Below are 14442 nucleotides of genomic sequence, written 5' to 3'. Positions count from 1 at the left end.
GACCCTCACTAGAACGTGTTCTAATTCAACACTAGAACGTGTTCTAGTTTCGGACGTTTTCCCGATCAGCGAGAGGTGGACGATGACCGCCCCGACCTTCGACCTCACCGCGCGCGACGAGACCTGGGTCAAGCGTGTCCTGCCCGTGCTGAAACTCGTGGTGAAGACCTACTTCCGTTCCGAGGTGCGCGGCATGGACAAGGTGCCAGACGGAGGCGTCCTGCTCGTGTCGAACCACTCGGGCGGGCTCATGGCGTTCGACGTCCCGGTGATCGCGGTGGCCTTCGCCGACGAGTTCGGCGCCGACCGGCCGCTCTACACCCTGGCCCACGACCTCATCTTCACCGGCGCGGGCAAGGACGTCTTCGGCAAGTTCGGATTCCTGCCCGCGCATCCCAAGAACGCCGTCGCGGCGCTGAAGGCCGGTGCGGCCACCATCGTGTTCCCCGGCGGCGAGTGGGAGGTGCTGCGGCCCACCAGCCAGTCGGCCGTCATCGACTTCCACGGCCGGACCGGCTACATCCGCACCGCCCTCGAGGCCGGGGTGCCGATCGTCCCGATCGTGTCCATCGGCGGCCAGGAGACACAGCTTTTCCTCAACCGCGGAGACACCCTCGCCAAGCTGCTGCGGCTGGACAGGCTGCTGCGCGTCGACAGCGCGCCGTTCGCCCTCGGGTTCCCGTTCGGTCTCACCGCACACTTCCCGCCCAACATCCCGCTGCCGTCGAAGCTCGTCACGGAGGTGCTCGACCCGATCGACATCACCGCCGAGTTCGGCACCGACCCGGACCACGACGAGGTGGACCAGACGATCCGCAAGCGGATGCAGCACGCCCTCGACGGTCTCGCCCGCGAACGCCGGTTCCCGGTTCTCGGCTGACCGGAAGGAGAACCCCATGCTCAGCACACTTCGAGAACGACTCGCCACCTACACCTGGCTCGTGCGGACCCTCGTCCGCAGCGGATTCCTCGGCTCGCTGCGCCTCGACCGCTACATCCGGATGGGACTCAACCTGCGACGTCACGGCGGGGCATCCCCGGTCAGCGGCATCGGCCTGGCCGCGGCGAGGTCCCCGAAGGGACTGGCCCTCATCGACGAGGCCGGACAACTCACCTGGGGCGAACTCGACGCCCGGTGCGACGCCCTCGCCGTGGGACTTCGAGACCTGCCCGGCGGCCGTCCCGCCACCGTCGCCATCCTGTGCCGCAATCACCGCGGGCTCATCGAGGCACTGGCCGCAACATCGCGCCTCGGCGCCGACGCGGTGCTCCTCAACACGGGCTTCGCCGGGCCGCAGCTCGCCGACGTCCTCGAGCGCGAGGGCGCCGACATCCTCATCGCCGACGATGAGTTCGATGCCGTCATCGCCCCTGCCGGCGAACGCCTTCCGCGCCTGCGTCGGGTCCACGCCTGGACCGATTCCGGACCGGTCGGCGGGCACACCGTCGACGCGCTCATCGCCGCGAACCTCGGCCGCCGTCCCGAGCGGCCGGCGCGAGCGGGGCGCATCGTGCTGCTGACGTCGGGCACCACCGGCACTCCCAAGGGCGCCCGGCGCGGCGGCAGCACCGACGTCGCCTCGCTGGCCGCGATGCTCGACCGGATTCCCTGGCGGGCAGGGGAATCGACGGTCATCGCCGCACCGATCTTCCACGCCTGGGGCTTCGGCCAGGTCGCCATCTCCGCGACCATGACCTGCACGATGATCATGCGGCGCCGGTTCGACCCGGTGGCCACGCTCGATCTCGTCCGCGAGCACGAGGCCACCGGCCTGGCCGTCGTGCCGGTGATGCTCGAACGCATCATCGACCTGCCCGACGACGTGCTCGACGCGCGCCCGATGCCGAGCCTGCGCTTCGTCACCGCCAGTGGCTCGCGGATGCGCACCGACGCCCTCATCGCGTTCATGGACCGTTTCGGCGACATCGTCTACAACAGCTACAACGCGACGGAGGCCGGGCTGATCAGCACCGCGACGCCCGAGGACCTGCGTGCGGCCCCCGAGACCGCCGGCCGGCCGCTGGTCGGCACCAGTGTCCGCATCCTCGACGACGAGGACCGGGTCCTGCCGGTCGGGGAGATCGGCCGCATCGTCGTCGCCAACAACTCCGGATTCGACGGTTACACCAGTTCGGCCAGCAAGGCATTCGCCGACGGGCACATGGTCTCCGGCGACGTCGGGCGGATCGACGAGAACGGTCGCCTGTTCGTGGTCGGCCGGGACGACGAGATGATCGTCTCGGGCGGCGAGAACGTCTACCCGCTCGAGGTCGAGCAGGTCATCGCGGCGCTCGACGAGGTCCACGAGGTGGCCGTCATCGGGGTCGACGACGAGAAGTTCGGCCAGCGCCTCGCGGCCTACATCGTGCGGGCGCCGCAGACCCTGATCGGCGCCGAACAGATCCAGCAGCACGTCCGCGAGCAGCTGGCCGGCTTCAAGGTGCCCCGCGACGTCCACTTCCTCGACGAGCTGCCGCGCAACGCGACCGGCAAGATCCTCAAGCGCGAGCTGCAGGCCGCGGTTCCCGAGCGGAAGGTCAGCTGAACGATGAACTCGCAGAACATGACCCGCGACGCCCGGCTCCGGGCGGTGTCCTGGGAAGCGCTGCCCGAGGCGGCCGAACGGATGACCGGCCCCGACGCGCTGATGCTGAACATGGAGTCGGCGTCGAACCCCATGCACACGCTGAAGGTGGCGGTCCTCGACACCTCCCGGCGCGGCAGGCCCGTCGAACTCGCCGAGCTCGCCGCCCTGCTGCCGCAGTACCTCGGGAAGTTCCCCCGCGCGACCCAGCGCATCCAGTGGGTGCGCGGATGTTCGGCGCGCCCGTACTGGGTGCCCGACACCGACTTCGACGTCACACGCCACCTCGACGAGCGCCGGGTGTCCGCGCCCGGCCGCCGCGCCGACCTCGACGCCGTGCTCTCCGACCTGGCCGTCGAGCAACTCGATCGCGACCACCCGCTGTGGGCGCTCACCCTCGTCCACGGTCTCGAAGGCGGCCGGCAGGCGATCGTCGTGCGCGTCCACCATGCGGTGGCCGACGGGCTCGCCGCGCTGAACACCTTCATGGCCGCCACGGCCGAGCCCGGCCACGCCGTCGAGCCCGTGCCGGTCGCAATACCGGCCGACGACGTCGACACCCGGGCGCTGAGCCGGTCTGCACGCGCGGAGTCGCGACGGCTGGCCCGGGAACTGCCCGCCCTCGTCAAGGCCGTGCGCCGATCGGTCGCCAAGCGGCGCAAGGTCGAGAACGCGGACCGGATTCCCAAGCCGCTCACCGCCCGCCGGACCAGCTTCAACTCCCGCAGCGGCGCCACGCGGGTGTGCGCGTCCGCCGACATCCCGCTGTATGCGGTGCAGCAGATCGCCCTGGCCGCGAACACCACCGTCAACGGCGCACTGCACGGCATCATCGCCGGCGCCATCCGGGAGGAGCTGATCGCCCGCGGCGAGGAGCCCGGCGCCTCGGTCACGATCTTCGGGGTGTGCAAGGACCTCACCTCGTCGCGCACGTACGGCAACGAGATCGCCACCTCGTCGGCCTACCTGCGCTCCGATCTGGCCGATCCGGTGGAGCGCATCGTCGCGACCGGCGAGAGCTGCGCGGCGGCCGTGGCGTGCCGCCGCGAGGTTGGCTTCGAGCTCACCGAGAAGCTGTCGACCTACACGGGCCGGCTGGGGCCGTTCTTCCGCAGCGTCGCCGCCGACCTGATGCCGGTGGTGATGAACAACATCACCACCGCGAACCTCCCGGGCCCGCGCACGACGCGGTGGGTAGGTGACGTCGAGGTGGTCGACTGGATATCGTTCGCGCTGGCCATCGCGCCCGCCGACGTCAACCTCACGACCTACAGCTACGCGGGACGCCTCAGCATGGGCCTCATCGCTACGCCCGAGTCGATGCCCGACCCCGCGGGATTCCTGCGGCGCGTGTCCGCCGCGGTGGACGAGGCGGCCGATGCACTGGGCATCAGGTCCATGGCGCAGGAGGCCAGTTGATCGACTGGGAAACCGAGCTCGCCCGCGTGGGGCTCTTCGCGGGCGTGTTGCCGCGGGCCATCGGGAGTTCGGCAGAGGCTCGCCGCGGCAACCCCGAGACCGGTATCCCCGCAGCAGGATTCGGCCCCCGACTGGTGGGGGAGACCGCGATCGACGAATTGTTCATCGCGGTCAACTCGGTGATCCGCGACATCCCGCCGATGGAGCAGGTCGAGGCGTGGGTGGCGCGCTGCCGCGACGTCGCCGACGAGTTCGCCCGACTCGACCCCTCCGAGGTCTACCGCGACCCCGGGGCGCCGCGCATCCTGTCCCGCGATCGCAAGATCTTCGGGACCACGGCCTTCGAGCACATCGACTACTCGACCGAGACCCGGCTGCCCGACTCGGTCGCGAACCTCGACCCGCACGCCGACGGCCTGGCCTCGGTGCGGGTGATGACGAGGCGGCGTCCGGGCGCACGCTGGCTGATCTGGGTGCACGGCGCCGCCCAGGGCCGCGCCGACGACCTGTACGCCTTCCGGGCCGCGCACCTGCACAAGAAACTGGGCTACGACGTCGTCTTCCCGGTGCTGCCCGCGCACGGGCCACGGCGCATCAGCAAGGTCGCCTATCCGGGCTTCGACCCGCTCGTGAACACCCTCATCACGATCCGGGCGATCGCCGAGATCCGCTCCCTCGTGTCCTGGATCGCCGCCCAGGATCCGGCCGACATCACCATCGCCGGAACGTCTCTCGGCGGTCCGATCGCCGCGATGGTCGCGTCGATGGACCCGCGGATCTCCTCGGTCCTCGCGGTGGTGCCGATGCTCGACATGCACGCGACGTTGGCCCACCACATGGCCCGCGGCGGCTCGAAGGGGCGTCGCCTGGCCGAACTGATGCGCAGCGACGAGGTCCGCGAGGTGTCCAAGGTGATCAGTCCGCTGTCGGTCGAGCCGTTGCCCGCGCCGGACCGGCGGATGGTCGTCGCGGCGTTGAACGACCGGGTCACCTGGGTCTCCGCCGCGCAGAGACTGCACCAGCACTGGGGCGGACGTATCCACTGGTACAACGGCAGTCACGTGGGGCATGCGATGTCGCCCGGCATCCGGCACGCCACCGACGGGTTCCTGAGCGAGCCCGTCAGGCCCGCGGGGCCGGCAGGCGAGAACAGGCGGGCGGTGACCTGACCATTCGGTGCAGGTGCGTCCGGCGACGACCTGCACCGAACGGACGGGCCGGTCAGGTGCGTCCTTCCCGAACCCATATCGCCCGCGACACCGGTGTGGTGTCGCGGGCGATATGTCTCGGTCCGAGGCCCCGACCTACTCGGGCACCAACTCCGGATTGGCGTCGGCGAGCAGTTCCTCGCGGTCGTCGGCGAGGACGAATCCCGCCTCGATCGCGGCGTCGGTGGCGTTCGCGTAACACATCTCGTACTCCTCGCGCGTGCCGTAGCGATCGGCGAGCAGGTGTTCCGGGATCGGGTGGGTGGTGCCGAACAGGAGGCAGATCCGCGACACCGGGTCCGGGACGATGCCGCTGAGCACCTGTGTCGGGGCGTCGACGCTCGGAGTGCGCACCCCGCCGAGGACGTTGCCGAGGTCGTCGACCTCGAACTCGGGCTCGGGCGTGTGGATTCCGCGCAACCGCAGGGGCTCGGCCGACGGCGGGGGAGCGCCGCCCTCGGCCCACCTCGTCAGGTGCCGCAGCGCGGCGCGCAGGACGAAGCGCTGCTGTCCCCGGTTCACCGGGTCGGGGCAGCCCAGGTACTCCTCGAACGCTCCGACCTGGTGCAGATCCGCGTGGGACGTCCCGGCCATCTCCCACACCCGCAGGCGGTCGTCGTCGGGCTGCCGCACCGAGAAATAGCGGAAATTGGTGAGGATGTCGGTCTCGGTCTGCAGGACGAAGATCGGGGAATCACGATCGGTGCGCAGCCGGGTCGGCTCACCGGAGAACACCGTCGTCACGTCGACGCCGGTGCCCACCTCGCCGGCCGGGAGTCCGGCGGCGGCCCGGCTGTGGATGAGGTACCCGTCGAAGACGTCATCGGCGGGGACCTCGTTGACGAAGGTCGTCAACGCCATCGCCGACTGGGATTCGCCGACGGCGAGGACCGTGGACACCTCGAGCCCCGACAGCGGATGCCCGTCGGCGTCGGTGTCCCGGAGCGCGCGGCCGATGGAGGCGAAGATGTCGTAGCAGTACGCGTCGCCCGGATGATGCAGCCCGGCATAGCGTTCCGGGTCCTTCTCGGCGAGACCCTGCGGCGCGCCCGTGCTCACGCCGACCGAGCCGGTGCCTCCCTCGATACCGACGTACTGCGCCGAGACGCCGACGTAGGCGTGGCCGCTGCGCACGAGTTCGGCGGCGAGATAGGAATATTCGGGCGCCGCGTCGCTGCCGCTGCTGACGTTGAGCCACTCGACCACGAGGCGTCCGCTGAAGTTGCCCGGCCGGGCGGGCCGGCGGACCACGACGCGCGTGGTGAACTCCGCAGGCGGGGTCGGGGTGTCGCCGACGAGGCGTTCGGCGACGCCGGAGGCGGCGTACTCGGTGTCGGTGAATCCGGCTGCGCTCAGGTCCGGCACCGGCGAGGCGCTGAGGAGCGAGGAGCCCTTGCCGCCGTCGAGCGGCCGGAAGGTGATGGGGGCGTTCACGTGTTCTTCCTGTGCTTCTTGATGGCCTCGCCGAACATGAAGTGCATCTTGGTGCCCTGCGGCCAGCCGACGTAATAGCAGAGGAACAGCCCGATCTCCTCGAGCTGTTCGGGGGTCAGCTCGCCGTTGGCCAGTGCGGCGCCGGCCTGGATCTCGGCGACGTCGATGTTGTTGCTCGCGGCGAGGGCGCCGAGGAGGAGAAGGCGCCGGTCGCGGTCGGTGAGTCCCTCGCGGGCCCACACGTTGCCGAAGACCTGGTCGGCGGTGTGCGCGAAGTAGTCGCCGGGGCCGTCGCTGACCTCCCAGCCGTAGACCTCGGACATGCGCCGCAGGCCGCGCTTGCGGATCTCCTCCGGTGCCTCGTCGGACATGTGGGATCGGGTCATGTGTTGTCTCCTTCGGCATGGGGGACGCCGAGTCCCGCGGCCAGGTCGCGCAGAGCGATACGGCCGAGTGGCAGGTCGACGTCGAGTTCGTCGGCGAGGGCCAGCGCCAGCGACAGGTCCTTCTCGCCCAGGGTGCGGACGCCGGTGAGGATGCCGTACCAGGGGTCGTCGGTGTCGACGGGTGCGGTGGTGTCCCGCAACATGATCGCGCCGGGGCCGCCGGTGACGGCGTCGGAGTGGCGGACCACCTTGCCCAGTTCGGCGATGTCGAGACCCGCTGCCTCGGCGAGCCGGGCCGCCTCGGTGGTGGCGGCGAACGAGATGAAGTGCAGGAGATTGCGGGCGAGCTTCATCTTGGTGCCCGCCCCGACGTCGCCGGCGTGGACGATCATGTCGGCCACGAGCGAGAACGGTTCCTTGAGCCTCTGGTAGGCCTCGCGAGGGCCGCCGACCATGATCGCCAGCCGACCCGACGCCGCGCCCATCGCGCCGCCGGAGATCGGGGCGTCGAGCAGGATCACGTCACGCGCGGCGCACTGCTCGGCGAGCTCGACCGCGGTGTCGGCCCCGATCGTCGAGTGGACGGTGATGATCGTCTGAGGCCGGGCGGCCGACAGCAGGCCGTCGGGTCCGGTCACCACCGACCGGACCTGTTCGTCGTCGAGCACGCAGATGCCGATGATGTCGGACTTCTCGGCCAGGCCTGCGAGCGAGTCGGCCGCGTCGGCACCTTTCTGCGCGACCTTCGCGACCGCGTCGGCCGACAGGTCGAACACCGAGAGCCCGCCCGGCCAGGCCGCCAGGTTCCCGGCCATCGGTCCGCCGATGTTGCCGAGGCCGACGAAGCCGAGCCGGGGCCGTGCGGTCGGTGGGGCGTCGGTCATGAGCGGATGACCTGTCCGCCGTCGACGTTGAAGATCTGCCCGGTGATCCAGCTCGCCTCGTCGGAGAGCAGGAACAGGCACATCCCGACCAGGTCCTCGGGCTTGCCGAACCGCTTGAGCGGCAACCGGTTCACAATGTCCTGGACCATCTCGCCGGGCGTGGTGGTGCGGGTCGCCTCGGTGTCGATCGGGCCGGGGGCGATGGCGTTGACCCGGATGTTCTGGCCGCCGAGCTCGGTCGCGAGCTGCTGGGTGAGTCCGTTGACCCCGACCTTGGCCAGACCGTAGAAGCCGCTGTAGAGCCATGCGGCGGTAGAGGACTGGTTGACGATGGACCCGCCGTTCGTCATGTGCGGGTAGACCGCCCGGGTCACGTTGAGGGCGCCGTCGAGATTGACGCTCATGAACTTCTTGTAGTAGTCCCACGGCACCGTGATGAGGAAGTCGAGCCTCATCCCGCCGTAGATGGCGGCGTTGTTGACCAGGCCGTCGATCGAGCCGTGGGCGTCGACGGCCGCGGTGGCCAGCGCCTGTGCGGAGTCCACGTCGGCGACGTCGGCGTGGACGTAGAGGCCGCCGATGTCGGCGGCGACCTGCTTGCCCTGCTCGTCGTTGACGTCGGCGACCACGACGTTGGCGCCCTCGCCGGCCAGCGCCCGGGCGTAGGCCTCGCCGATGCCGCCGGCCGCGCCGGTCACGATCACGGTCTTGTTCTCGAAACGCTTGGAACTCATCGTCCTGCTTTCTCTCTAGGCCGGCCGTGCGACGGCCTTGGTCTCCAGGTATTCCTCGAAGCCGGCGACGCCCATCTCGCGACCGATGCCGGACTGCTTGTACCCGCCGAACGGGACGTCGGCGGCGTACCAGATGCCGCCGTTGACGCCCATGGTTCCGGTGCGAACTCCGTTGACCACCTTGTTGATCCGGCCCTCATCGGTGCCGTACACCATCCCCGACAACCCATAGGGGGAGTCGTTGGCGATGCGGACGGCGTCGTCGTCGCCGTCGTGCGGGATGATGACGAGCACCGGTCCGAAGATCTCCTCCTGCGCGACGCGCGCGGAGTTGTCCAGTCCCGAGATGAGGGTGGGTTCGACGAAGAACCCGCGCGGCCTGTCGGCCGGGCGCCCGCCGCCGATCTCGATGGTGCCGCCTTCCTGTCGAGCCAGTTCGATGTAGGACTCGACGCGCTGCCGCTGCGCCTCGGAGATCAGTGGCCCGCAGATGGTTCCGGCGTCGGTGGGGTCGCCGGCGGGAAGGCCGGCCATCGCGTCGCGGGTGGCGGAGATCGCTTCGTCGAGCCTCGCGCGCGGCACCAGCAGGCGCGTCGTGATCGCGCAACCCTGGCCGGCGTGGGTGACGACGTTGAATGCCGCCATCGAGCAGGCCGAGGCGATGTCGGCGTCGTCGAGGACGATGAACGCCGACTTGCCGCCCAACTCGAGGAACACCTTCTTCAGCGACTCCGCCGCCGCGGCCATCACCTTCTTGCCGGTGGCGGTGGAGCCGGTGAACGACACCAGGTCGACGCGGGGATCGGAGGCCAGCTGCGCCCCGAGCTGATGATCGGTGGAGGTGACGATGTTGAGCGCGCCCGGCGGCAGGTCGGTCTCCTCGGCGGCGACCTTGCCGACAAGTGCCGCACACCACGGGGTGTCGGGCGCGGGCTTGAGGACGACGGTGCATCCGGCGGCCAGGGCCGGGCCGATCTTGGCGAAGTTGATCTGGTGCGGGAAGTTCCACGGCGTGATGGCGCCGACGACACCGGCCGCCTCCGACCGCACCTCACGGTGGTTCTTGATGCCCATCGGCTCGGCCACGCCGAGGTCACGGGTCCACTCGTGGTTCTCCGCGAGGTCGGCGAAGTAGCCGAGATCGGTGACGGGGCCTTCGAATTGGGGCCCGTGGGTGAGGAACGAGGGACAGCCGACCTCGGCGATGGTCAGCTCGCGGAACTCGTCGGCGTGGGCGAGCAGCGCATCACGCAGCTGTCGCAGGCACCGGGCCCGGAAGGCGTGGTCGCGCGACCACTCGGTGGTGTCGAACGCGGTGCGTGCAGCGGCGATCGCGGCGTCCATGTCGGCGACGGTGCCCTCGGCGGCCTGTCCGATGACCTCCTCGGTCGCTGGGTTGACGACGTCGAAAACGCCACCACCGCCCGGCGTGAGTTTGCCGTCGATCAACAGATTCGACGCGGATTCGGGACGAAGGGTCATGAGCTGGAACTCCATCTGGACAGGTGTCTGGACTCAAGTTCAAAGCTAGTGTAGCGTGGCTCACATGTCCAGCCCCGTATCGCAGGAATCCACACGGCGCCGCTTGACGCAGCAGCAGGCGGAGACGGTCGCCAGGCTCACCGATGCGGCGGTCGACGTCCTGAACGCCGAGGGCTTCGAGGGGCTCACCGTGCGCTCGGTCGCAAAGCTTGCGGGCGTCGCGCCGGCCACCGCGTACACCTACTTCTCGTCCAAGTCCCACCTCGTCGCCGAGGTCTTCTGGCGGCGGCTCTCGGCCGGTGTCGCCGAGCCGGATCCGGGAAAGTCCAAGAGCGAGCGGGTCGCACAGGTGCTGCGCGAGGTGGCGCTCGTGGTGGCGGGCGAGGGACAGCTCGGCGGTGCGGTGACCGTGGCGCTGCTGGGGACCGACCCCGACGTCGAACACCTGCGGGTGCGGATCGGTGTGTTCATCCGCCGGCGTCTCGCTGACGCGCTGGACGAGGACCCGGAGAACCCGAGCCCGCTGCTCGATGCGCTGGAGATGATCTATGCCGGTGGCCTGGTCCACGCCGGTATGGGGCACATGTCCTATGAGCAGACCTCCGAGCGGCTCGTCGCCGCAGCACATCTACTGATGGAGAAGTGATGACCGAAACCACGTCGGTTCGCGGTATGGAGGATCAGATCCCCTTCGATCCCTATGCCTATGACTTCCACGAGGATCCGTATCCGACCTACGCCCGGCTGCGCGCCGAGGCGCCGGTCTACTACAACTCCACGATGGACTTCTGGGCGCTCGCGTCGCACGCCGACGTCCGTGCGGGATTCCGTGACGTGCAACGGTTCTCGAACAGTTGGGGGGTGTCGATGGACCCCTCGGCGTACGGCCCGGACGCGCACAAGTCGATGTCGTTCCTCGCCATGGACGACCCCAAGCACATGCGCATCCGCAAGTTGGTGAGCAAGGGGTTCACCCCGCGGCGCGTCAACGATCTCACCGGCCGGATCACCGCGCTGACCCATGAGCACTGGAGCAAGTGCCTGGACATGGGCGAGTTCGACTACGTCGCCGAGTTCGCCGCGTTGCTGCCGATGGACGTCGTGTCCGAGTTGCTCGACGTCCCGCGTGCCGACCGGGCCGAGCTGCGCCGGCTGTCGGATCTGTTGTTGCACCGCGAGGACGGTGTCCTCGACATCCCCGAGGCGGCGGTCCACGCCTACATCGATCTGCACAAGTACTACTCCGAACTCATCGCCGACCGGCGGAGACATCCGGGCGAGGACCTCGTGTCCGCACTGATCGCCGCCGAGATCGAGGACGACGCGACGGGTGAGAAGACCACCCTCACCGAGGACGAGATCATCGGGTTCATGGTGCTGATGGTGGTCGCCGGCAACGAGACCACCACCAAGTTGCTCGCCAACGCACTGTACTGGGGCTGGCGCAATCCCGACGAGTTGGCGAAGGTGTTCGCAGACCCCGAGGTGGTCGTCCCGCAATGGACAGAGGAGACGCTGCGCTACGACAACTCCACCCAGATCGTCGTGCGCCGCGTCGTCGAGGATGCGCCCTACGGCGACAAGGTGATCCCGGCCGGTGACCGGGTGCTGCTGCTCGTCGGATCGGCCAACCGGGACGAGGAGGTGTTCGGCCCCGACGCGGACAGGTACCTGATCGGCCGCGACACCGGGCAGTCCCTGATGAGTTTCGGTCTCGGTGCGCACTTCTGCCTCGGCGCACATCTGGCCCGGCTCGAGGCGAACATCGCACTGGGCGAGGTGATCCGCTCGATCCGCGCGGTCGAGATCGACGCCGACAAGGCCGTGCGCGTGCACTCGGTGAACGTCCGCGGCTTCGCCGAACTCCCCGTGAAGGTGACGGTGCGCTGATGGCCTTTCTTCCCCATCCCGAACGCCGGCCGGTCCTGGTCGCCGGTGCCTCGTCGGGCATCGGCGCCGCCACCGCCGAATATCTCGCCGCCGCAGGATATCCCGTAGCACTGGCCGCCCGGCGTGTGGCGAGGCTCCAGGAGATCGCCGACCGGATCATCGCCGCCGGGGGCGAGGCGGTCGCAGTGCCACTGGACGTGACCGACGAGCGGTCCGTGATCGACTGCGTCGCCAAGGCTCAGGCGGCGCTCGGTGATCTCGAGATCGTCGTCGCGGGGGCCGGTGACCTCGCCGTCGGCCTCTCCTACGAGACGAGCACCGAGCACTTCGCCGACCAGGTCGACATCCATCTCAACGGTGCCTACCGCATCTACCGGGCCGTGATCGGAGGCATGATCGACCGCGGCCGGGGCGATTTCGTGTTCATCGGCTCCGACGTCGTACTCCATCCCCGGCCCTGGTCGTCGGCGTATGTCGCGGCCAAGTCCGGCATCGACGGTCTGGTCGCGACCATCCAGCTCGAACTCGAGGGGACCGGTGTGCGCGCCGGGGTGGTGCGCCCCGGTCAGACCCTGACCGGCATGGGCATGAACCTCGACCAGAAGACCACCGAGAACATGCTCAACGACTGGATCAGGCACGGGCTCGCCCGGCACGGGAACTTCCTCGCGCCCGAACACATCGCGCAGGCCGTGCACGCGATGGTCACCATGCCCCGCGGCGCCCACATGCGTGCGGTCGAGGTGGAGGCCGAGGGCGCCATCTCCCGCGACCGCATCGAGAAGACGAAAACCGAATCATCGCAGGACAAGTCAGCCAGGGCAGACACCAACGAGGGGACGGACCGATGACCGCCATCACCGAATCAGGCCTGAAGAAGCCGCAACGTGTTTCGGGTGGCGAGGGTGAACACGGGCACCTCGACGAACTCGCCACCGATCCGATCTCGCTGTTCAGGCGGGTCCGCCAGGAGTGCGGGGACGTCGGCATGTTCCAGCTCGCCGACCGCGAGGTGGTGCTGGTGTCCGGCTCCGCCGCCAACGAGGAGTTCTTCCGCGCGCCGGAGGAGGACCTCGACCAGGCCGCCGCCTACCCGTTCATGACGCCCGTGTTCGGTGAGGGCGTCGTGTTCGACACGAGCCCGGAGGAGCGCTCCAAGGCGATCCACAATGCCGCGCTCAAGGGGCCGCACATGAAGCAGCACGCGGTGACCATCCCCAACGAGGTCGAGCGCATCATCGCGAACTGGGGAGACTCCGGCGAGATCGATCTGCTCGACTTCTTCGCCGAGCTGACGCTCTACACGTCGTCGGCCTGCCTGATCGGACGCAAGTTCCGCGAGAGGCTCAACGGCCACATCGCCCATCTGTTCCACGACCTGGAGAAGGGCACCGACCCGATCGCCTACGTCGACTACCACGCCGACATCGAATCCTTCCGCAAACGCGATGCCGCACGCGCCGAGCTCGTCGAGTTCATCCAGGGCGTGATGAACGAGCGCATCGCGAATCCCACGGAGAACAAAGAGGATCGCGACCTGATGGACGTGCTCGTCCAGGTCGGGTTCGACGCCAACACGATCACCGGCATGTTCATCTCCATGATGTTCGCCGGCCACCACACCACCTCGGGCACCGCCGCGTGGACGCTCATCGAACTGCTGCGCAACCCGGACTACATGGCGCGCGTGTACGACGAGCTCGACGAGATCTACGGCGACACCCCGCCCGGTGAGCGTCCCGAGTGCACCTTCGCGCACACCCGGCAGATGCCGCAGCTGGAGAATGCGCTGAAGGAGGCGCTGCGCCTGCATCCCCCGCTGATCATCCTGATGCGGGTGGTGCAGAAGGACTTCCAGGTGGAGGGCTACGAGATCTCCGCAGGGCAGTCGATCGCGGTGTCCCCGGCGGTGTCCAACCGGCTGCCCGAGGACTTCCCGGAGCCGGACGCCTTCGACCCGGACCGCTACGAGAAGCCCAGGCAGGAGGACCTCGCCAACCGCTGGACGTGGATACCGTTCGGCGCCGGCCGGCATCGTTGCGTCGGAGCGCAATTCGCGATCATGCAGCTCAAGGCGATCTTCTCGGTGCTGTTCCAGAACTACGAGTTCGAGATGCTGCAGCCCTCGGAGACCTACCGAAACGACCACTCCAAGATGGTCGTTCAGCTGCAGCAGCCGTGCCGGGTCGCCTACCGTAGGCGGAAGGACCGCTGATGCGCATCGAGGTCGACCTGGATCTGTGTCAGGGCCACGGGATGTGCGAGATGGAGGCCCCCGGGATCTTCGAGGCGCACAAGGATCACGTGGAGATCCTCGAACCGACCCCGGACGAGTCACGACGCGCCGAGGTCGAGGCGGCCGTGCAGTACTGCCCGACACAAGCCCTGCGCATCATCGACGACGAGTAGCCCTGACGAGT

The 14442-nt window shown here is 69.0% G+C and carries 14 protein-coding genes; 9 read left to right on the top strand and 5 right to left on the bottom strand.

The genetic code is table 11. From position 1 onward, the window contains the following. Positions 1–82: 82 nt before the first annotated feature. The 4 genes from ABFT43_RS07975 (at position 83) to ABFT43_RS07960 (ending at position 5173) form a co-directional block, all read left to right on the top strand. Positions 83–880: a 1-acyl-sn-glycerol-3-phosphate acyltransferase gene (locus ABFT43_RS07975; protein ID WP_347959840.1), complete on the top strand. Its 798-nt coding sequence runs from the start codon at positions 83–85 to the stop codon at positions 878–880. 16 nt (positions 881–896) lie between these two features. After that, positions 897–2546, top strand: coding sequence for an AMP-binding protein (locus ABFT43_RS07970; RefSeq protein WP_347959839.1), 1650 nt, complete (start codon positions 897–899; stop codon positions 2544–2546). Between the two features lie 81 nt (positions 2547–2627). Next, a complete protein-coding gene (locus ABFT43_RS07965) occupies positions 2628–4004 on the top strand; it encodes a wax ester/triacylglycerol synthase domain-containing protein (RefSeq protein WP_457590126.1) in 1377 nt (458 codons plus the stop codon). Beyond that, positions 4001–5173, top strand: a complete 1173-nt coding sequence (locus ABFT43_RS07960; protein WP_347959837.1) for an alpha/beta fold hydrolase — start codon at positions 4001–4003, stop codon at positions 5171–5173. Before ABFT43_RS07965 ends, ABFT43_RS07960 begins: the two co-directional genes overlap by 4 nt. Positions 5174–5308: 135 nt before the next feature. Here ABFT43_RS07960 and ABFT43_RS07955 read toward each other — a convergent pair whose 3' ends face one another. From ABFT43_RS07955 to ABFT43_RS07935, 5 genes are read right to left on the bottom strand one after another with little or no spacing between them, the layout of a single operon-like run. Beyond that, complete coding sequence (locus ABFT43_RS07955) at positions 5309–6646, bottom strand: alpha/beta hydrolase domain-containing protein (protein WP_347959836.1); 1338 nt, start codon at positions 6644–6646, stop codon at positions 5309–5311. Continuing rightward, positions 6643–7032 (bottom strand): carboxymuconolactone decarboxylase family protein, encoded by a 390-nt coding sequence (locus ABFT43_RS07950; protein ID WP_006899294.1) that lies wholly within the window; start codon positions 7030–7032, stop codon positions 6643–6645. Before ABFT43_RS07950 ends, ABFT43_RS07955 begins: the two co-directional genes overlap by 4 nt. Beyond that, on the bottom strand, positions 7029–7916 hold the full coding sequence (locus ABFT43_RS07945; RefSeq protein ID WP_347959835.1) for an NAD(P)-dependent oxidoreductase: 888 nt from the start codon (positions 7914–7916) through the stop codon (positions 7029–7031). The genes ABFT43_RS07950 and ABFT43_RS07945 overlap by 4 nt, the downstream gene beginning before the upstream one ends. After that, positions 7913–8650, bottom strand: coding sequence for an SDR family oxidoreductase (locus ABFT43_RS07940; RefSeq protein ID WP_279103916.1), 738 nt, complete (start codon positions 8648–8650; stop codon positions 7913–7915). Before ABFT43_RS07940 ends, ABFT43_RS07945 begins: the two co-directional genes overlap by 4 nt. A gap of 15 nt (positions 8651–8665) precedes the next feature. Further along, positions 8666–10132: an aldehyde dehydrogenase gene (locus ABFT43_RS07935; protein WP_347959834.1), complete on the bottom strand. Its 1467-nt coding sequence runs from the start codon at positions 10130–10132 to the stop codon at positions 8666–8668. Between the two features lie 64 nt (positions 10133–10196). Between ABFT43_RS07935 and ABFT43_RS07930 the strand changes: the two genes are divergently transcribed. The 5 genes from ABFT43_RS07930 to ABFT43_RS07910 are packed head-to-tail and all read left to right on the top strand — an operon-like array spanning position 10197 to position 14431. Further along, positions 10197–10778 (top strand): TetR/AcrR family transcriptional regulator, encoded by a 582-nt coding sequence (locus tag ABFT43_RS07930; RefSeq protein WP_347959833.1) that lies wholly within the window; start codon positions 10197–10199, stop codon positions 10776–10778. Then, positions 10778–12022 (top strand): cytochrome P450, encoded by a 1245-nt coding sequence (locus ABFT43_RS07925; RefSeq protein WP_347959832.1) that lies wholly within the window; start codon positions 10778–10780, stop codon positions 12020–12022. The genes ABFT43_RS07930 and ABFT43_RS07925 overlap by 1 nt, the downstream gene beginning before the upstream one ends. Then, positions 12022–12873, top strand: a complete 852-nt coding sequence (locus ABFT43_RS07920) for an SDR family oxidoreductase (protein WP_347959831.1) — start codon at positions 12022–12024, stop codon at positions 12871–12873. The genes ABFT43_RS07925 and ABFT43_RS07920 overlap by 1 nt, the downstream gene beginning before the upstream one ends. Next, a complete protein-coding gene (locus ABFT43_RS07915; RefSeq protein ID WP_347959830.1) occupies positions 12870–14237 on the top strand; it encodes a cytochrome P450 in 1368 nt (455 codons plus the stop codon). Before ABFT43_RS07920 ends, ABFT43_RS07915 begins: the two co-directional genes overlap by 4 nt. Next, positions 14237–14431 (top strand): ferredoxin, encoded by a 195-nt coding sequence (locus ABFT43_RS07910; RefSeq protein ID WP_347959829.1) that lies wholly within the window; start codon positions 14237–14239, stop codon positions 14429–14431. Before ABFT43_RS07915 ends, ABFT43_RS07910 begins: the two co-directional genes overlap by 1 nt. Positions 14432–14442: the final 11 nt, after the last annotated feature.

This window comes from Gordonia aurantiaca, from assembly GCF_039939235.1.
Taxonomy (GTDB): Bacteria; Actinomycetota; Actinomycetes; order Mycobacteriales; family Mycobacteriaceae; genus Gordonia.
Note: the sequence above shows the minus strand (reverse complement) of the source record. Positions and strands in the feature narration are given on the sequence as shown.